The organism is Enterobacter sp. J49 (genome assembly GCF_002148625.1).
In the GTDB taxonomy this organism is placed as follows: Bacteria; Pseudomonadota; Gammaproteobacteria; order Enterobacterales; family Enterobacteriaceae; genus Enterobacter; species Enterobacter ludwigii.
This window is the reverse complement of sequence record NZ_MWPY01000024.1, coordinates 45470-64464: the sequence shown is the minus strand read 5'-3', so window position 1 is coordinate 64464 and position 18995 is coordinate 45470. Positions and strand designations below refer to the sequence as shown.

The 18995-nt window shown below is 55.1% G+C and carries 17 protein-coding genes and 1 pseudogene; 5 read left to right on the top strand and 13 right to left on the bottom strand.

Going from position 1 to position 18995, the window contains the following annotated elements; genetic code table 11:
• Nucleotides 1-36: 36 nt before the first annotated feature.
• From recC to rppH, 9 genes are all read right to left on the bottom strand, one after another.
• Nucleotides 37-3411, bottom strand: a complete 3375-nt coding sequence (recC, locus tag BJP35_RS05700; RefSeq protein WP_047743562.1) for an exodeoxyribonuclease V subunit gamma — start codon at nt 3409-3411, stop codon at nt 37-39.
• A 12-nt stretch (nt 3412-3423) separates the two neighbouring features.
• Nucleotides 3424-3747: a prepilin-type N-terminal cleavage/methylation domain-containing protein gene (locus tag BJP35_RS05695; protein WP_014171443.1), complete on the bottom strand. Its 324-nt coding sequence runs from the start codon at nt 3745-3747 to the stop codon at nt 3424-3426.
• The gene (locus BJP35_RS05690; RefSeq protein ID WP_047743564.1) at nt 3732-4133 is read right to left on the bottom strand and encodes a DUF2509 family protein; all 402 of its coding nucleotides are present in this window, start codon (nt 4131-4133) and stop codon (nt 3732-3734) included. The genes BJP35_RS05695 and BJP35_RS05690 overlap by 16 nt, the downstream gene beginning before the upstream one ends.
• A complete protein-coding gene (locus BJP35_RS05685) occupies nt 4130-4690 on the bottom strand; it encodes a prepilin peptidase-dependent protein (RefSeq protein ID WP_047743565.1) in 561 nt (186 codons plus the stop codon). Before BJP35_RS05685 ends, BJP35_RS05690 begins: the two co-directional genes overlap by 4 nt.
• Nucleotides 4681-5145: a prepilin peptidase-dependent protein gene (locus BJP35_RS05680; RefSeq protein ID WP_047743567.1), complete on the bottom strand. Its 465-nt coding sequence runs from the start codon at nt 5143-5145 to the stop codon at nt 4681-4683. The genes BJP35_RS05685 and BJP35_RS05680 overlap by 10 nt, the downstream gene beginning before the upstream one ends.
• A 184-nt stretch (nt 5146-5329) precedes the next feature.
• Nucleotides 5330-6124 (bottom strand): thymidylate synthase, encoded by a 795-nt coding sequence (gene thyA, locus BJP35_RS05675; RefSeq protein ID WP_014171447.1) that lies wholly within the window; start codon nt 6122-6124, stop codon nt 5330-5332.
• A 6-nt stretch (nt 6125-6130) separates the two neighbouring features.
• Entirely contained in the window at nt 6131-7006 is an 876-nt protein-coding gene (lgt, locus tag BJP35_RS05670; protein ID WP_014171449.1) for a prolipoprotein diacylglyceryl transferase, read from the bottom strand.
• Between the two features lie 213 nt (nt 7007-7219).
• Entirely contained in the window at nt 7220-9466 is a 2247-nt protein-coding gene (gene ptsP / locus BJP35_RS05665; protein WP_014171450.1) for a phosphoenolpyruvate--protein phosphotransferase, read from the bottom strand.
• Nucleotides 9467-9478: 12 nt separating this feature from the next.
• Nucleotides 9479-10009, bottom strand: a complete 531-nt coding sequence (gene rppH / locus BJP35_RS05660; protein WP_013098553.1) for an RNA pyrophosphohydrolase — start codon at nt 10007-10009, stop codon at nt 9479-9481.
• A 463-nt stretch (nt 10010-10472) separates the two neighbouring features.
• Between rppH and BJP35_RS24560 the strand changes: the two are divergent.
• The 4 genes and pseudogenes from BJP35_RS24560 to BJP35_RS05645 form a co-directional block, all read left to right on the top strand.
• Nucleotides 10473-10538 (top strand): annotated as a pseudogene (locus tag BJP35_RS24560) (hypothetical protein); the annotation flags it as partial.
• Nucleotides 10539-10692: 154 nt separating this feature from the next.
• On the top strand, nt 10693-11385 hold the full coding sequence (mutH, locus tag BJP35_RS05655; protein ID WP_032678891.1) for a DNA mismatch repair endonuclease MutH: 693 nt from the start codon (nt 10693-10695) through the stop codon (nt 11383-11385).
• Nucleotides 11386-11513: 128 nt separating this feature from the next.
• A complete protein-coding gene (locus BJP35_RS05650; protein WP_020883776.1) occupies nt 11514-11732 on the top strand; it encodes a YgdI/YgdR family lipoprotein in 219 nt (72 codons plus the stop codon).
• A gap of 132 nt (nt 11733-11864) precedes the next feature.
• Nucleotides 11865-12905 carry an NADP(H)-dependent aldo-keto reductase gene (locus BJP35_RS05645; protein ID WP_025203341.1) on the top strand — a complete coding sequence of 347 codons (1041 nt, stop codon included), beginning with the start codon at nt 11865-11867 and terminating at the stop codon, nt 12903-12905.
• A 78-nt stretch (nt 12906-12983) separates the two neighbouring features.
• On the opposite strand, the gene lplT is transcribed toward BJP35_RS05645, so the two are convergent.
• The gene (gene lplT, locus BJP35_RS05640) at nt 12984-14177 is read right to left on the bottom strand and encodes a lysophospholipid transporter LplT (RefSeq protein ID WP_025203340.1); all 1194 of its coding nucleotides are present in this window, start codon (nt 14175-14177) and stop codon (nt 12984-12986) included.
• Nucleotides 14170-16329 carry a bifunctional acyl-ACP--phospholipid O-acyltransferase/long-chain-fatty-acid--ACP ligase gene (gene aas / locus BJP35_RS05635; protein ID WP_020883773.1) on the bottom strand — a complete coding sequence of 720 codons (2160 nt, stop codon included), beginning with the start codon at nt 16327-16329 and terminating at the stop codon, nt 14170-14172. The genes lplT and aas overlap by 8 nt, the downstream gene beginning before the upstream one ends.
• A gap of 424 nt (nt 16330-16753) precedes the next feature.
• Here aas and galR point away from each other — a divergent pair, with 424 nt between their 5' ends.
• Nucleotides 16754-17770, top strand: coding sequence for an HTH-type transcriptional regulator GalR (gene galR / locus BJP35_RS05625; RefSeq protein WP_020883772.1), 1017 nt, complete (start codon nt 16754-16756; stop codon nt 17768-17770).
• On the opposite strand, the gene BJP35_RS05620 is transcribed toward galR, so the two are convergent.
• Entirely contained in the window at nt 17731-18207 is a 477-nt protein-coding gene (locus BJP35_RS05620) for a GNAT family N-acetyltransferase (RefSeq protein ID WP_014171458.1), read from the bottom strand. The two genes, galR and BJP35_RS05620, sit on opposite strands and share 40 nt — an antisense overlap.
• Nucleotides 18204-18977 carry a GntR family transcriptional regulator gene (locus BJP35_RS05615; RefSeq protein WP_047743571.1) on the bottom strand — a complete coding sequence of 258 codons (774 nt, stop codon included), beginning with the start codon at nt 18975-18977 and terminating at the stop codon, nt 18204-18206. The genes BJP35_RS05620 and BJP35_RS05615 overlap by 4 nt, the downstream gene beginning before the upstream one ends.
• Between the last annotated feature and the right edge of the window lie 18 nt (nt 18978-18995).

The following is an 18995-nucleotide window of genomic DNA, read 5'->3' as shown; positions in this document are numbered from 1 at the left end:
ATGAACACCCCATGCTGCGCAATTTTTATACAGCACTCAGGACTGATTAAATTTGAACAACGGTAACAGGTAGCGTTGTGCTTCTTCCGTGATAGCCTCGAAGTATTCAGGCTCAAGCGTTCGCCATAAACGTTGATACCAGACATCCTCACCTTCGCCGCGCACCATCATGTTACCTTCATACGCCTGCATGAATTTACTCCGTGCTTTCTGCAGTGAAGCGTCATCCGTTAACATGGCATCATTCTGTGCGTCATAACAAGCTTTTATCCAGGCGCCACCGCTCTCGGGCAGTAGCAGGAGCGGTTTATTCATTCCCCGCAGATAGCCTTCAACGTACAAGGATAAATAACGTAACGCCTGCTCTGCGTCCATCGGCGGAAAGCGCCATTCGCCCTCTTTGCGGACAAAAATACGGCTTTCGCCTTTATGGCCGCCAGCACTGTAGACAAGATGTTCGAGCCAGAGTTGCAAACCTTGTGAAACGCTAAGCATGGAAGGACGCCAGCGCAGGAGCCCATCCGGCTGTACCTGAGTTAGCCAGCCCGTGAGCTGCACACCCTGGCAGTTGAGATCGATTTCAATACTGGTTCCGGGTTGCCGGCATTCCCTCACGCGTTCTGCCAGAGATTCCATCTCCTGGCGCTGCGCCTCCCAGACAATTTCTCCGAACGCCCCGTAGGGTAACTGCCCCGCAGCACGGTAGCGGCGGTAAAGCTTGTCGGCATCTTCCTCTTCAACCAGCGCGTTCAGCAACTGCAGGTTTAACTGATACCGCTCCAGCCCTTCCAGCGTAAACGGCTCTGCATCAGGAATTTCACTCTCTTCAGAACGGAAATTGACCTGCAACCGTTGCTGGAAGAAAGCGCGTACCGGATGCCCCCAAAACCGCTGAAGCTGTTCAAAGGTCAGGGTGTCTATCGGGCGAGGATCAAGCTCCTGAATGAAATCGGTATGCGCTCTCCCCTCTTTTTTCGCCGCAGGCAGCCATTCGTGGGCATAGCTCTGATGATCGCTGACCACGTAGTTCACCGGGTCAAACGGCATGCGGCTATGGAAGCGGGTGATATGCGCCTTCACTCGCTGCGCGCTTTCATCACAGTTACGGGCTTCATCCCCCGCCAGATAGTGGCTCTGCCCGATATAATCCACCAGTTCCTGCACCAGAACAGAAGGAAAGCGCTCGCTGTTGTCCTGGATAGAGCGGCCGATATAGCTGATATACAGCTGACGTTGAGCCGAAATGAGCGCCTCAAGGAAGAGATAGCGGTCATCGTCACGACGGCTACGATCGCCCCGCTTTGGATTCGCACTCATCAGATCAAAACCCAGCGGCGCCAGGGCGCGTGGGTATATACCGTCATTCATTCCGAGCAGGCACACCACTTTGAACGGGATAGAACGCATTGGCATCAGGGTGCAAATATTGATTGGGCCTGCCAGGAAACGCTGGCTAATTCGCTCCTGATCGAGCCGTTGCGTCAGCTCATCGCGCAGCAATGACAACGGGATAGCCTCGTTATAGTGGGAACTCACGCCCTCTTCGACGATTGCCTGCCACTGCGTTTCAATGAGCGCCATAGCGGCTTCAGTATCACTGTCCGGCAGGAAGAAATCATTGAGCAATGCCCTGCAAACCGGGAGCCACGCATCCAGCGGACGCGGCTGCATCAACTCAAGCCGCCAGCGGTTAAGTTGCATCAGCAGGGAAGCTAAATGACCGACCAGCTCAGCGATCAACCCGCTGGACTCATCGTAGGGCAGGACTTCATTCCACTCGCCCTGACTGCTTTCCATCGCATAGCCCAGCAGCATACGCGTCAGACCAAACCGCCAGGTATGCTGGCCGGTAGGAGGAAGCTCGAACGCCTGAACGTTGTCATCATCAATGCCCCAGCGTACGCCGGACTCGTTAACCCACTGACGAAGGTAGCGCAGCCCCTCTTCATTGATATTGAAACGTGCGGCCAGGACTGGGACATCCAGTAATGCCAGGACATCTTCGGAGATAAACCGGCTATCCGGTAATGAGAGCAAAGTAATAAAGGCCTGCAAGGCCGGATGAGACTGGCGGGCCCGTCGGTCAGAAATGGCGTACGGCAGGTAGCGTTCACCTGTCGCACTCCCAAAAACAGCCTGAATAAAAGGACTGTAACTGTCGATATCCGCCACCATCACCACAATGTCACGTGGCGTCAGCTCAGGATCGTCCTGCAGCATCGCCAGCAGTTGATCGTGAAGGACTTCAACCTCGCGCTGCGGGCTGTGGCAAACGTGGATCGTGACGCTGCGATCGTCGCCGTCCAGCTTGCGCTTACTGTCGCTGCGTTCAAATTCTTTCGCCGTAACGCCCATGACGGCGCGGTTTTCGAGATCCAGAATGTCGAGCTGGATATTATGCAGCAGGCTATCCGGAGCGATCTCGACGAAGGCATCCACATCCCCTTCGCCTGACGACGTGATGTCTGAGAGCATGTGAATGTAGTCACGGCCCAGCTTTCCCCAAGAGGCAAGCAGCGGGTTTGGCAGGTTTTGAATGCCGTGCTCATCAAATAGCTGTGCGGCAGACGCGCTGTCTTTAAACAGTGGCACGGTACGCTCTTCAAACAGGCGTCGTCTCTGGCGAGACACCAGCCGCGAAAGCCAGCGTTCATCCTGAATGTCGCCCCAGTACTGGCGACACGGATTGGTAAAGAGGATATGTATGTCGATGTGTTTACCCAGCGCACTCAGCGCCTGCAAATACACCGGTGGCAGCGCCGAGATGCCGCAGATAAACACGCGAGAGGGCAGCCGGGCTGGTCGCTCAGCGCTGTTTTCCAGTATGGAGATAAACCGCTGGTAGAGGTTTGCACGGTGCCACTTCGGCTGGCCAAGTTTCTCAGTATGTTCCACCAGCGCTTTCCAGAGTGGCGCCTGCCAGACTTGCGCCTCCGGTAACCCGTCGACCCGCTCGCCCGCCTCCCAGCGAGTCAGCCATTCCGGGCGATACACCAGATACTGGTCATAGAGATCGGCGGTGCGTGATGCCAGCTGGAACAGCTTGCGTTTATCGGTGTCGTCATTGAGATAGTGGCGCAGCATGACGAATTCATCATGCTGCAGCATGTCCGGCAACAATGCCATCAGCTTCCAGCTCATGCTTTGCTTGTTGAAGGCACTCTGTTCCGGGATGTCCGGCAACACGCGGACAAACATCTCCCAGATAAAACTTGCGGGCAGCGGGAAATCGATATTTGCGGCAATGCCGAATTTACGCGAAAGCGACATCTGCAGCCACTGCGCCATACCGGTGCTCTGCACCAGCACCATTTCTGGCTCAAAAGGATCGTCAAGCCGCTCGCGCTCAACGATAAATTCCATCAGTGCTTCCAGCACATCCAGACGATTTGAGTGGTAGACCCTTAACATAGACGCTCCCGACTACTGGCTAACCGGGCAATGCAGACGCGTCATCTCGCCGCGCCGCCCCAGAGGAGAAATAAGTGTAACCGTGATGCTGACACATCCAGAGAGTGTTGTCTGCCCCCGACTGACCTGCCAGCCTGCCGGGAGAGCAATTGTTGAAAGCTGAGACTGATTCCAGGCATGGTGCCAGAGCTGACGATACTGATTAAACATGGAGAACCGCGTCGCCAGTGCCCGCTGATAACCCGACAGTGCCGTGACAATCATCACCAGCAGCATCATCGCCAGTAACACCTCAACCATGCTAAAGCCTTTTTCTCTGCTCACGGCAGCTGGCATAACGGACTCTCCTTAAGCGGACAAAAATCACTCCAGCCGTGTGGCGAGAAATGGATCTTACCGTCGATGATTTCGCCTCTGCGCCATAGCTGCAGGTCATCACTCCCGGCGATAAGCAGCACACGCGCTTCATTCAGTAGCCGCAGGCAAACTCGCCACGCCGATACCTTTTTGCACTGGATCTCAGGCTCAGATAACCAGCTCTGAACGCGTCCCCATTCAAGCGCTGACTGCACGGATGCCTGCTGTTGAACCGAGCGGCTCTCACCGCCCACCAGTGCGCTAAACGTGGCCAGCTGCTGATTGAGGCCGGTGAGGATCAGCGTGCCCAACACCAGTAAAAGTAACACCAGCGCCAGCGAGGACATCCCGCGCTGCCGGTTCACAGGTTGTACCCCGTGACGCCATAAAAAGCCTGACAGAGGGCCCCCTGCTCGCCCTGACGAAGGGCGGTCATTTCAATATTCAACTGGGGGGCAAACCCCGCATGCTCAACTTGACTCACCACAAAGTGCTGGATGAGAAGCCTGTTGGGGTCAGTGAGTTTCTCCCATCCTTTACCCTCACACGATGTCGCCCCATGCAGGGTCTCCAGTGCACCTGATTCCAGACGAAAACCTGTGCTGTCGTTTTCCGAAGACGAGCTATCCCAGTTACCGTTACTGTTTGCGTCCCACCGTACAATGACACAGCGACCTTGCCTGCCGATCGTCAGTCCCTGCCCCGCACAGTTCCCGGCGCAATACCCCGCACGCTGAAGCTGTTTGCCGAGGGAAAAAAGGCGTTGCCACACCTCCTCCTCAAGCTCCCGCTGACCGGACTGCTGTAAAACAGCCCGCTGCAAGCCCGGTAAAAAGCGCGAAGCGCTTATCAGTAACAGACTGCTGATCGCCGTGGCAATCAGAACTTCCATCAGTGAGAAACCCTGCTGGTTTAGGGACATGAACCTTCTCCTGTGACATTGCACATCCTGATTCGCCCTCCATTCGAGACAATGACGAGCCATTCTCCTGCACGACTTTGCAGGCGTATTCTCCCTGCCCATGCCGTATCCCTGAGTCCATAGAAGCCAAATAACGGCGTTATTTCACTCACCGTGACCTCCGGCCACAGGGGAATAAATACAAACGGACTGCCCTTATCACAGCCCTGCACGAATGCGCTCATCAGACAGGTGACGCCCCTGTCGCGCCGCAATGTGACCTGGTGGTCACGGTTGTGCCGGTTTGCGTCATTGCGCAGAAATATCAGGTAATCACGCACCTGTCCGGCAGTTTGCCAGAGCCGTTGCTGCCGTTGCCAGTTGTCCCAGCCGTATAGCCCGGAGGCGCTAAGAATGACCACCAGCGAGATAGCCACCAGGGTTTCGATAAGCGTAAAACCGTTCTCTTTTTTCATGCCGGGAGTGTGGCGAAATGGCCTGGAATTGACGAGCAACGGAGGAGCGTTTTACGAGCCCTTATCAAGGAAAGTTAAGCGGTTGCAGTGCGTTGCATACATTCTGGATAACGCGTCGGAAAGCGGGAAGAAGGCGAAAAAAAACCGGCGCTAAACAGCACCGGTTATGTCAGGATTGACAGCCTCAGATAGCGACGGGCGCTTTGATGCCAGGATGAGGGTCATAACCCTCAATCTCAAAATCGTCAAAGCGGTAATCAAAAATGGATTCCGGTTTGCGTTTGATAATCAGCTTAGGCAAGGCGCGCGGTTCGCGGGTCAACTGGAGATGCGTCTGTTCCATATGGTTGCTGTAGAGATGGGTATCCCCACCGGTCCAGACGAAATCGCCCACGTCCAGATCGCACTGCTGCGCCATCATATGCACTAACAACGCATAGCTGGCAATGTTGAACGGCAGGCCGAGGAACACATCGCAGGAGCGCTGATAGAGCTGGCAGGAGAGCTTGCCGTCTGCCACATAGAACTGGAAGAACGCATGGCACGGTGCCAGTGCCATTTTGTCCAGCTCGCCGACGTTCCAGGCGGAAACGATAATACGGCGCGAGTCCGGATCGTTTTTCAGCTGGTTCATCACGGTGGTGATCTGGTCAATATGACGGCCATCCGGCGTAGGCCATGCGCGCCACTGCTTACCGTACACCGGGCCCAGGTTGCCGTTTTCATCTGCCCATTCGTCCCAGATAGAGACGTTGTTTTCATGCAGATACGCAACGTTGGTATCGCCTTGCAGGAACCAGAGCAGTTCATGAATGATCGAGCGCAGGTGGCAGCGCTTTGTCGTCACCAGCGGAAAACCTTCCTGCAGATTGAAGCGCATCTGGTGGCCAAAAATGGAGAGCGTGCCGGTACCGGTACGGTCATTTTTCGGCGTGCCCTCATCGAGCACTTTTTTCATCAGTTCAAGATACTGTTTCATGGTTCCTCAGGAAAGTTGTTGCTGTGGACGACGACGATACGCCCAAATCATCATAATGACACCCGCGACAATCATCGGAATGGAGAGGATCTGCCCCATGCTGATGTACTGTACCCATTCGCCGGTGAACTGTGCATCCGGCTGGCGGAAGAACTCGACGATGATACGGAATGCACCGTAGCCAATCAGGAACAGACCGGAGACAGACCCCATCGGACGCGGTTTACGGATAAAGAGATTCAGGATGATAAACAGCACCACGCCTTCCAGCGCCAGCTCGTAAAGCTGAGACATATGGCGCGGCAGAACACCGTAAGTATCGAACAGGGATTGCCACTCAGGATGAGACGGTAGCAGCGCCATGTCCTCTGCACGCGAACCCGGGAACAGCATGGTAAAGGAGACACTCGGGTCGACACGTCCCCAGAGCTCACCATTGATAAAGTTGCCCAGACGTCCTGCTCCCAGACCAAACGGGATCAGTGGCGCGATAAAATCTGACACCTGGAAGAAGTTGCGCTTGGTGCGTTTGGCAAAAATCACCATCACCAGGATCACACCAATCAGCCCGCCGTGGAAGGACATGCCGCCATCCCAGACGCGGAACAGGTAGAGTGGATCGTTCAGGAATACCGGGAGGTTATAGAACAGAACATACCCAATACGGCCGCCCAGGAACACGCCAAGGAAGCCTGCATACAGCAGGTTCTCGACTTCGTTTTTGGTCCAGCCACTGCCGGGACGACTGGCGCGACGGCCAGCAAGCCACATGGCAAAAATGAAGCCGACCAGGTACATCAGACCGTACCAGTGAAGCGAAACAGGTCCTATTGAGAAAATGACCGGATCAAATTCCGGAAAATGCAGATAACCACTGTTCATCTGTCACCACAAGATGTTGTTATTCCGCTGAAAGTGGACAGCGGTAGAAATGCGATTCTGCTGTTAGCAGAGGCTCCAAAGTTGCGAATCATAGCATAAGGCGGACGCGGAGGATGCGCCAGAGATGTAAAAGATGTGTATAGAGGAGTGTGTTATATCCTCACCTCCGCCCTGTCACAAAGGACGAGGACGGAGTGAGGGGAAAAGTACGTATTAGCGACCGCCGCGAATCAGGCCGCCCATACCGCGTCGTTCCATGAAGGCAGCCACCTGATGACGCACTTCGGCGGCCAGCTGCGCTTCAAGACTGCGTTCAGCCAGCTCGCGGGCATCCTCAATATCGATATGCCGCAGCAGGTACTTCACGCGGGCAACCGCACGGCCGTTCATGGAGAGGTGGCGGTACCCCAGTCCAATCAGGATTGCAACGCACATCGAATCTCCGGCCATTTCACCACACAGGCGCAAATCAATATCGTGCTGTTCGGCTTCTCGCGCGATCATCGCTAACGCCCGGATCATCGCAGGGTGCAGGCTGTCATAAATGCTGGCAACACGCGTGTTGTTACGGTCGACGGCCAGAATATACTGCGTCAGGTCATTGGTACCGACCGAGATAAAGTCGACACGGTTAGCCAGCTGCGGCAGCATAAAGACCATTGACGGCACTTCAAGCATCACCCCAATTCGTGGTTTAGGGATCGCATAGCCAATCATCTCTTCGACTTCACGACCGGCACGCTCAATCAGCCGCCGCGCCTCGTCAATCTCATCAATGCTGGTGACCATCGGCAGTAAAATGCTGAGGTTACCCGTCGCCGCATTCGCGCGCAGCATGGCACGCACCTGGATCAGGAAGATCTCAGGCTGATCGAGCGTAATGCGTATCCCACGCCAGCCCAGGCACGGGTTTTCTTCACTGATCGGCATGTACGGCAGCTGTTTATCTGCCCCGACATCAAGGGTGCGCAGGGTGACCGGTTTGTCGTTAAACATCTGCAGCATGCCCTGATACTGCGCGACCTGCTCCTCTTCAGAGGGAAAGCCACTTTGCAGCATGAACGGGATTTCGGTGCGGTATAAGCCGATACCGTCGATGCGGCTGCCGAGCTTCTCTTCATGCTCGGGGCTTAAACCTGCGTTGAGCATGACTTTGATTCGCTCGCCGCTTTTGAGCTGCGCGGGCAGATTAACGTCATCCTCTGCCAGCTTGCTTAATTCATTCTCTTCGCTGATAAGGCGCTGGTATTCCTGAAGCAGAACCGGCTCAGGATCAACCAACAGCTCACCGCGATAACCGTCGACCACCAGGGTGCGTCGGTGCAGCACCGATGGCTGGATATCCGCCCCCATAACGGTGGGAATTCCCAGCGCGCGCACCATAATGGCCGCGTGCGAGTTCGCCGCGCCATCGCGTACCACCACGCCCGCCAGGCGGTCATGAGGCAGTTCAGCCAGCGTTGTCGCGGAGAGTTCATCGGCAACGAGCACAAAACGTTTTGGCCAGGCATTCGCGCCCTGAATAGTGTCATCAAGATGGAACAGTAAACGCTGCCCCAGGGCGCGTAAATCACCGGCCCGCTCTTTCAGGTAACCGTCGGTCAGTGCCGCAAACTGCTCGGCAAATTTTTCGATGACCTTTTTAACCGCCCACTCCGCAACCGCACCTTTGTCGACTTCGTCAAAAAGCTCGCGGCGCAGACGTGCATCGGAGAGAAGGTGCGAGTAGAGGTCAAAAATGGCCGCCGTCTCTTTTTGCGCACCAGCGGCAAAGCGCTTGCTGTAGCGACGAAACTCATTCGACGCCTCTTCCAGCGCGGCGGTGAGACGCTCGCGCTCAAGCGCTTCATCAAGCGTTGAGGCTTCGTACACTTGCTCCATCAACGGCAGAGTGGCATCCATCCAGCCTTCGGCGATAGCGACGCCCGGCGACGCCGGAAGCGCGCGAATACGCGTATGGCGGTACTGACCAAACAGTGCCGTCAACTGGGACTGGGAGAGGATCGCGGCCATCTGCGTGGCCAGCGTGACGAGGAAAGACTCTTCGCTTTCATCGTACTGACGCAACTCACGCTGCTGTACCACCAGCACACCAAGCAGCTGACGGCGCTGAATAATCGGCACGCCCAGGAAGGCGCGGAAACGATCTTCTTTTACGGAGGGGATATATTTAAAGCTGGGGTGTTTTTGCGCGTCGGCAAGGTTGATAGGTTCGGCGAGTCGCCCAACCAGACCAACGATACCTTCATCAAACGCGAGCGTTACGGTGCGTCCACGTGGCTTTTTCAAACCACGGGTCGCCATCAGGTAATAGCAACGCCGATCGTGGTCGGCCAGATACACCGAACAGACTTCGGTCTCCATCGCAAGACAGATGTCGGTAACCAGAATGTTCAGCGCCTCATTCAGACGCGGCGCACTGGCCACCTTCTCGACTATTTCTCGCAAGCGGGTGAGCATGATTTGCGTAGCTTAACCTCTTTTACGTCGCCAGGCAGGTGCGCTCTGCGGCTTAGGCGGGATCTCCTGAAGCTGCATGACAACACTTGCGAACTCTTTCATCACCCTACGGTAAACATCGCGTTTAAATGACACGACCTGACGAACAGGATACCAATAGCTCACCCAACGCCAGCCATCAAACTCCGGCGTACTGCTGGTTTGCATATTGATATCTGAATCGTTGCCCACCAACTGCAGTAGAAACCATTTTTGTTTCTGGCCGATACAAACCGGCTTTGTGTCCCAACGCACCAAACGTTTCGGTAACTTGTAACGCAACCAGTTGCGGGTCGAAGCCAGGATGCGAACATCTTTTCGGCTTAAACCAACCTCTTCAAACAGCTCCCGGTACATCGCTTGTTCTGGGGACTCTCCCGGGTTGATCCCGCCTTGCGGGAACTGCCAGGAGTGCTGACCATATCGACGGGCCCACATCACCTGGCCCTGACGATTACAAATTACTATTCCTACGTTCGGGCGGTAGCCATCGTCATCAATCACCGGACTACCCCAAACTAAACCTTATATATGAATGATTGTTTCACACAACAGGGAGGCGGTAAACCACTCTCTTACAGGGCTGCAACCTAATAACATTTGAATAACTCACAAATACAGGCAGAGTTATAAACAGATGAGCGGCTCAGAGGGGAATTTTATTCACCTTTTCTGTGGATATAGTTGTGAAGAAGTGTCTGATTACCGATGAACAACCTCAGCCGCCGTCAATCCCTCTCCATTACCGAAAGAAAATAAAATCATTATTTTCATAAAGTTAATCACCATAAAACCAACCCACACCGCTTAATCGTGACGATCGTCACATCAGGGATCGTTGTGCTGATGAAAGATCGAACAGCGTCGGTTTTATCCACAGATTGTGCCAATAAGTTAGGCACAATTTGTTTGAAAATTGGATTTTCGTCGCACGTCAAGGCTGTAAATTGAAACAGTAGTCAGGGTTATGCCCAGTTATCCCACTTTTCTGTGGATAACATGGTGTAAGATCCTGTTCATTGTCAGTGACCAGAATTGAACAACCGAATTTTTGTCCCTCGCCATCCATTTTTAGTGTGCTAAAAAAACCTATAAATCATGCACATGGCATATTCGTACAGAAAAAGTTAAACTCTATCCACAGGGGACAATTTCTTAGTGTATTTTTTAATCAAAAGGTTACCTTCATGCATTCGCTTTTACCCTTGCTTTCACCGCCGTCCAGCGAAACCCAGTTGCTACAGCAGGCGCAGCGTCTGGCTGGCTTTTCGCTTGGCGAGCTGGCGGCAATGGCTGGCCTGCCGATCCCTCAGGATCTGAAGCGGGATAAAGGCTGGATCGGCATGCTGCTGGAGCTGTGGCTGGGTGCAAGCGCAGGGAGTAAACCGGAGCAGGATTTCGCCGCCCTGGGCGTAGAGTTAAAAACCATTCCCATCGATAGCCTTGGGAAGCCCCTGGAAACGACATTTGTCTGCGTTGCACCGTTAACCGGGAATACCGGTGTGACGTGGGAAACCAGTCACGTTCGCCATAAACTGAAGCGCGTGCTTTGGGTCCCCGTAGAAGGAGAACGTCAGATCCCGCTGGCTGAACGCCGCGTTGGCGCACCGCTGTTGTGGAGTCCGGATGAAGATGAAGAGCATCAGCTGCGTCTGGACTGGGAAGAGCTGATGGATATGATTGTCCTCGGTCAGGTTGAGCGCATCACCGCCCGACACGGAGAGGTGTTACAGCTGCGGCCAAAGGCGGCGAACAGTAAAGCGCTCACGGAAGCAATCGGTGCCCGGGGCGAGCCGATACTGACATTGCCACGCGGTTTTTATCTCAAAAAGAACTTTACCGGAGCGCTCCTTGCTCGCCATTTCTTACTCAAAACGTAGTTTTTTACTTATTTTGAGAGCTCTCAAACATAATCACCTGGTTTTTAAGATTTTACCGCTTCCTCCTGTCGAAATATCGGGTTATTACTACACTATGATTTGATACGAGCCAGGTGAGGACGATAACGATGAAAAAATGGGCAGTGTTAATTTCAGCAGTCGGATTAGCGTTTGCAGTATCGGGCTGTAGCAGCGATTACGTGATGGCGACAAAAGATGGCCGGATGATCCTGACAGACGGCAAGCCGGAAGTCGATGATGACACCGGTCTGGTCAGCTACCGCGATCAGTCCGGGAATAAAATGCAGATCAATCGCGACGAAGTCTCGCAAATTATCGAGCGATAAACAGAGAGAGGTCAGTACCTTGCTGGCCTTTTTGATTTTTTTCTTCCCCTTTTGCTTCCCCTCTGCCATGTTTATATTCCTTTGTCGGGAGGTTCCTGACGCGGTCTACATGTCTATTGAAGGAAGCCGGCTATGCATTATCACCGTATCCCCCACAGCTCTCTGGAGATAAGCCAACTGGGGTTGGGCACGATGACATTTGGTGAACAAAACAGCGAAGCCGATGCCCATGCACAACTCGATTATGCCGTCAGCCAGGGCATTAACCTGATTGATGTCGCAGAGATGTACCCTGTTCCTCCACGCCCGGAAACGCAGGGGCTTACCGAAACCTACGTCGGCAACTGGCTGGCAAAACGCGGCAACCGCGAGAAACTGGTTATCGCCTCGAAAGTCAGCGGCCCTGCGCGTAACAGCGATGCCGGGATCCGCCCAAACCAGATCCTCGATCGCAAGAATATCCGTGCCGCGCTGGATGCCAGCCTGAAGCGCCTGCAAACCGATTATCTTGATCTCTACCAGGTACACTGGCCGCAGCGTCCAACCAACTGCTTTGGTAAGCTCGGCTACAGCTGGAACGAAAGTGCTCCCGCCGTTACGCTGCTTGAAACGCTGGAAGCGCTGACCGAATGCCAGCGAGCGGGCAAAATCCGCTACATCGGCGTGTCTAACGAAACGGCTTTTGGCGTTATGCGCTACCTGCACCTGGCTGATAAACACGATCTGCCGCGCATTGTCACCATCCAGAACCCCTACAGCCTGCTCAACCGCAGTTACGAAGTGGGTCTGGCCGAAGTGACGCAATATGAAGAGGTTGAGCTGCTCGCCTATTCCTGCCTGGGCTTTGGTACGCTGACGGGTAAATACCTGAACGGTGCGAAGCCAGCCGGCGCGCGTAATACGCTCTTCAGCCGCTTTACCCGCTATAGCGGCGAGCAGACGCAGAAAGCCGTCGCGGCCTACGTTGATATTGCGAAGCGCCACGGGCTCGATCCTGCCCAGATGGCACTGGCCTTCGTACGCCGTCAGCCGTTTGTGGCCAGCACCCTGCTGGGCGCAACGACGATGGAACAGTTGAAAACCAACATTGAGAGTTTCCATCTGGACCTGAGCGAGGACGTGCTGGCGGAGATTGACGCGGTGCATCAGGTTTATACCTATCCGGCACCGTAAAAAAAGCAAAACGGCAACCTCTGTTGCCGTTTTTAATGTTTGCACCCGCTTGTGAAAAGGCGCTGAAGACGACCCGAATCAGCGGCGGCGCTGCCAAACCCACAAGCCGGCAATCGCCAGCGCGAACAATCCACCGAACCCGACGCCAATCCCTACCACAGGCGCACCGGCTTTAACCGCCAGCGAATACAGGCCCAGCATCAGCAGCATCGCCAGGTTTTCACCGAGGTTTTGCACCGCAATAGCATTGCCCGCCCCGACCGTCTGCTTGCCACGCTCCTGTAATAGCGCATTCAGTGGCACCACGAAGAAGCCTCCCAGAATACCAATCAGGATCAGCAGTACGTAGGCTGGCAATAACGCGTGTTGCAGCGCGAAAAAAAGCACCGCAACGCCAATCAGTATCCCTGCCGGCATGCAGCGAGCAACGGTGTCGAGCGTCACCAGTTTTGCCGCTGCCCCCGCGCCCACCACAATCCCGATCGCCACCATCGCATTAAGGTAGGTTGGCGTCGCGTTGTCCGTGATCCCCAGCGCCACCGGCACCCACAGCACCAGCAGGAAGCGCAGCGTAACGCCAGCGCCCCAGAACATACTGGTGCCCATCAAAGAGAATCGTGTTTCACCGTTACGCCACAGTACGCGGCAGGCATTGAAGAAGCTGCCGGTCATCGGCTTAAAGCGCCAGGATTGCCCCGGACGCGCCACCGGCAGTTTCGGAATAAACAGATTAGCGACTACCGCGCCACCGTACACCACGGCACACACGCCGAGGGCCGCCAGCACGTGCCAGTCAGCGAGGACACCACCTGCGACGGAGCCAAGCAGGATTGCCGCAATGGTGGAGGACTCCATCAGCCCATTGGCTTTCACCAGCTTATCACCGGTGGTCAGCTCCCCGAGGATGCCATACTTCGCCGGGGAGTAGGCTGCGGCGCCAATGCCGACCAGCGTATAGCCAATAAACGGATTGAAACCAAAACAAATGCTGGCGGCTCCCAGCAGTTTCAGACCGTTGGCAAACATCATTACCCGGCCTTTCGGGAAGCTGTCCGCAACCTGTCCAACAAACGGTGCAAAGATAATGTAAGCGCCCACAAACACCATCTGCAGAACCGGCTGACTCCAGTCGGGGTAAAACTCAGCCTTGAGCAGTGCCAGCGTGGCAAAAAGCAGCGCGTTATCGCCAAAGGCGGAAAGGAACTGGGCGGCAATCACCGCCATCATGCCTTTTGAGCGCAGAGAGGTGTTAGTGTGTACTGACTCACGCATTATGTTGTTCCGCCTGTTCAACCATGCCCTTGAGGGTCACGAAGTCGGGCTTACCGCTGCCGAGCACCGGAAGCTGTTTCAGGTAGCGAATATCACGAGGTACCGCCAGCTCCGGAATGCCGTGCTCGCGGGCATAGCTCAGTAACTGGTCGCGCTTAAGCTCGCTGTCGGTGGTGAACAGCACCAGCGCCTCGCCTTTACTTGCATCACTCTTCACAACCGTGGCATGCATCTTGTCGGCGGAGACGCCCGATGCCAGCTGTTCAACCATCTCAAGCGAGACCATTTCACCCGCAATCTTGGCAAAGCGTTTTGCACGCCCCTGGATCTGCACAAAGCCTTGCTCATCGAAACGTACAATATCGCCGGTGTCGTACCAGCCCGTTTCAATCTCGCCATTAACGTTTTCTGCGGTCGGTGCTTCCAGCACGCCGGGGTTTTCCACGCGCAGATAGCCGTTCATCACGTTTGGCCCTTTCAGCTGCAGACGGCCGCCGTCTTCAATACCAGGCACCGCCAGCAGACGAGCATCCAGCCCAGGCAGAATTCGGCCTACTGTCCCCGGTTTCGCCGCCATTGGCACGTTGATAGAGACCACCGGCGCACACTCTGTCACGCCATACCCCTCGAGGATACGCAGACCAAATTTGTCCTGCCAGATCTGTCGCGTGCTCTCCTGCAGTTTTTCCGCACCCGCAACCACGTAGCGCACGCGGAAGAAGTCATACGGATTGGCGAAACGCGCGTAGTTCCCGAGGAAGGTTGAGGTTCCAAACAACACGGTACAGTTACGGTCATACACCAGCTCAGGCACAATGCGGTAATGCAACGGGCTTGGATAAAGGAAGACTTCGGCACCGGTCAGCAGCGGCGTGAAAAGCCCCACCGTCAGACCAAAAGAGTGGAACAGCGGCAGCGCTGACATAAACCGGTCTTTCGCGGTAAAGTCGGCAATGCTTTTGATCTGCTCAACGTTCGCCAGAATACTCTTGTGACTGTGGACGACACCTTTCGGGTTGCCTTCAGAGCCAGAGGTGAAGAGGATAATCGCGTCGTCTTCCGGCTGCTGTTTCACCTGGGCCAGACGCGGCATCAGCAGATGAGCAAAAATCCACAGTTTGTCGCCTGTCGTCACGTCCGCTTTAAGATCTTCCAGGAAGACCCAGCGTACCTGGGTAAGCTGTTCAGGAAGATGCCACAGTTTGCCTTTGTCGAGGAACTGGCGGGAGGTAAAGACGGTTTTGATTTGCGCTGCCGTGATGGCGCTGGTCAGCCCTTTCACGCCCGCCGTGTAGTTCATCATCGCCGGAATACGGCCACGGGAAACGGCTCCAAAAATCACCGCCGCACTGATGCCTGCGTTGGGCAGCATCAGGCCAATCTTTTCGCCCTGCTGACTGTACTTCTCAAGAATACGGCCCACGAACAATGTTTTGGTCAGCAGCTTGCGATAGGTATCCGGGGTAAAGTTGATGTCTTCGATGCAGTTTTTCTTCGCGCCGTAGCGGTGCTGTGCCGACAGCAGGGATTCATACAGCGTCTCGCGCGGGCGGACCGCCATACGCGCTTCCATCATAATCTGGTGCAGCATCTCTCCGGCAATTTTACGGCGATCGCGTGCACGGGGCGCGTCAGGCATCGGTAACGACGTTGGCGGCAGGATATGCAACGTAATTTTTGGGAACACGCGCTGCTTTACCAGCCCTTTCAGACGGCTGAAATAGGAGCGCTCCGCCCCTTCAATACGCAGTGGCACCACGGTTGCTTTTGACTTCGCCGCGACAAACCCGGCGCCGTCGTAGATTTTCATCAGTGAACCGGTCACCGAGATGCGCCCTTCCGGGAAAATAACCACCGGACGCCCCTGCTCCACCAGACGCACCAGATGTTTAATCATCATCGGTTTGGTCGGGTCGAGCGGCACAAAATCAATCAGCGGCGTGAGCCAGCGCATGTACCACTGCTGGCTGATGGAGGTATAAACCGCAAACACCGGACGCACGGGCAGAAATAGTGCCAGCAGAATGCCGTCGATAAAGGAAACATGGTTTGGTGTGATAAGAACGCGTTCGCCGCGAAGCGCCTGAGCATCGCCAGTGACGCGAATGCGAAAGAGAATACGGAAGAGTGTACGGAAGAACCCAAAAAGCATCTCAACTCCCTTTGCCAGCCAGTGTGAAGGGTTGATAGTAAATGGTGGCAGATTACACGAGAAGTGATACGGGAGCGACTGCAAAGTTGAGGCGAAAAAAAACCTGCGCATCCGCGCAGGTTGGTGCAAGAGAAGAGTACGAAACCGTACTAAGAATTCTCACCAATCAATACCTCTGGGATCTCGACTCTATCAATCTCCCCCTCATCCTCGCCATCGGACAATCGCAACAGCCTGAGGCAAAGTGTAACTAAAGGTTCAGATTGACATTATTCAGACATGACTGGCCGTGTAACGATTACACGGCCAGGGTTGTGCTGCGTCACGTTTGTGGAGGGCGAACCCCCGCGCCCCTTGAATGCACGGCGCTTTTCCGCAACACTATTTCGTGTGTAAACGCTTACCCCCACTAAGAAGGTATGTAATGGCGACAATAAAGGATGTGGCCCGTCTGGCTGGTGTTTCCGTGGCGACCGTCTCGCGCGTGATTAACGACTCCCCTAAAGCCAGTGACGCATCACGCCAGGCGGTGCAAAACGCCATGGAATCATTGAATTATCATCCGAATGCCAACGCCCGCGCCCTTGCCCAACAGTCCACTGAAACCATCGGACTGGTGGTGGGCGATGTGTCTGACCCGTTTTTCGGCGCCATGGTAAAAGCGGTTGAACAGGTTTCTTATCAGACCGGCAATTTTCTGCTGATTGGCAATGGCTATCACAACGAACAAAAAGAACGCCAGGCTATCGAACAGCTGATGCGCCACCGCTGCGCTGCGCTGGTTGTTCACGCCAAAATGATCCCCGATGCTGAACTCATTCATCTGATGAAGCAGATCCCCGGCATGGTGATCATCAACCGAATTATTCCCGGTTTTGAGAAACGCTGTGTGGCACTCGACGACCGCTACGGCGCCTGGCTTGCTACCCGCCATTTGATTCAGCAGGGCCATACCCGCATTGGTTATCTCTGCTCCAATCACCCGATTTCCGATGCCGAAGATCGCCTGCAGGGCTACTACGATGCCCTGCGCGAAAACGGTTTGCCGTGTAATGATCGGCTGGTGGCCTACGGCGAGCCGGATGAGAGTGGCGGCGAACAGGCAATGACAGAGCTGCTGGGGCGTGGACGGAATTTCACGGCGGTTGCCAGCTATAACGACTCGATGGCCGCCGGGGCAATGGGGGTGTTAAATGACAACGGAATCGAGGTGCCGGGAGAAATTTCACTCATTGGCTTTGATGATGTGCTGGTGTCCCGCTACGTGCGTCCGCGCCTGACCACCGTACGTTACCCGATTATCACAATGGCAACGCAGGCTGCGGAGCTGGCACTGGCGCTGGCCGAACAACGCCAGCCACCGGATATCACCCACCTGTTCAGCCCCACCTTAGTCCGCCGTCACTCTGTAGGTTCGCCAGCAGAAGCGGGAGAGGAATAGCGATACAGATGTACCGTTTTGTTCGGGTATTCGAGCGCATCGCCAATGTACTGCCAGCCGTAACGTTCGTAGAAGTCGCGGCAGGCAGACCACAGATGCAGTTCGTGATACCCGGCCTGTGCGGCATAGGCGATAACATGCTGCTGCAGTTTTCCCGCCAGTCCGTTACCACGCGCCGCTTCATCAACGTACAGCGCAGCCAGCCACGGACAAAGATCCTGTCGGGTGATTAAATCGCAGCGCCAGATCCCGACCGTACCCAGAAGCTGTTCGCCCTCCAGAGCAATAAAGGTCAACGGTAACGCGCCCGGCGTCTGGCTATGTTCAACGATGCTCTGGAAAAACGCCCGCGTAAGCCCGTCACCGAACGCCTGCCAGATCCAGTCAGTTACCTGTTCCGCATACTGAGGCGCGGCATAGAGAGGCAGAATAGTCACACCAGCTTCCCCTGAAACACGGGCACAGATTCAAAAAGATAACCGTCAAAATCCGGCGCATCTTCATCGGAGAGTTCAAGTAAACTCTTTTTCACATTTTCCAGATGCTGGAACATCGCCTGCCAGGCGCCCATCACGTCACGACGACGAAGCGCCGCGAGGATAGTTTGCCTGTCGCCCAGCCATTTCAGGCGGTATGCACGGCTGGCGATATGCCCATTGAATTGCTGCCACAGCGGGCTGCTGTCCATGTGGTGCCAGATACTCTCTACCGTTGCCAGCAGCATCTGGTTTTGCGTTGCCCCCGCCAGCACCAGGTGAAACATTTTATTGTTGTCCTGGCTGTTATCGTTGGCGGCAATGGCGCGCTGCTCCTGCTCAATAATACGGCGCAGATTGTCGATGTCTGCGCGTGTCGCCATTTTGGCAGCAAACGCGGCGATGTTGCTTTCGAGGAGCTGGCGCGCCTGCAGGATCTCAAAGGGGCCGACGTCGCTGTTCAGAAAACGCTCTTCTTCGTTTTCGTGTTCTTCAGGAATGCGCATCACATAAACGCCAGACCCCTGGCGGATATCCACCGTGCCCTGCAGCTCCAGCATCAGCAATGCCTCACGCACGATGGTACGACTTACGCCGTACTTCTCAGCAATATTTCGCTCTGGCGGCAGACGGGAACCTACGGGATAGCGCCCCTGGATAATTTGCGCCCGTAAATCCTCGCCAATTTCCTGGTACTGTTTTTTTTCCGGCAGGATGACAGCCTTATCCACGTTTTCACCTGTTTTTTC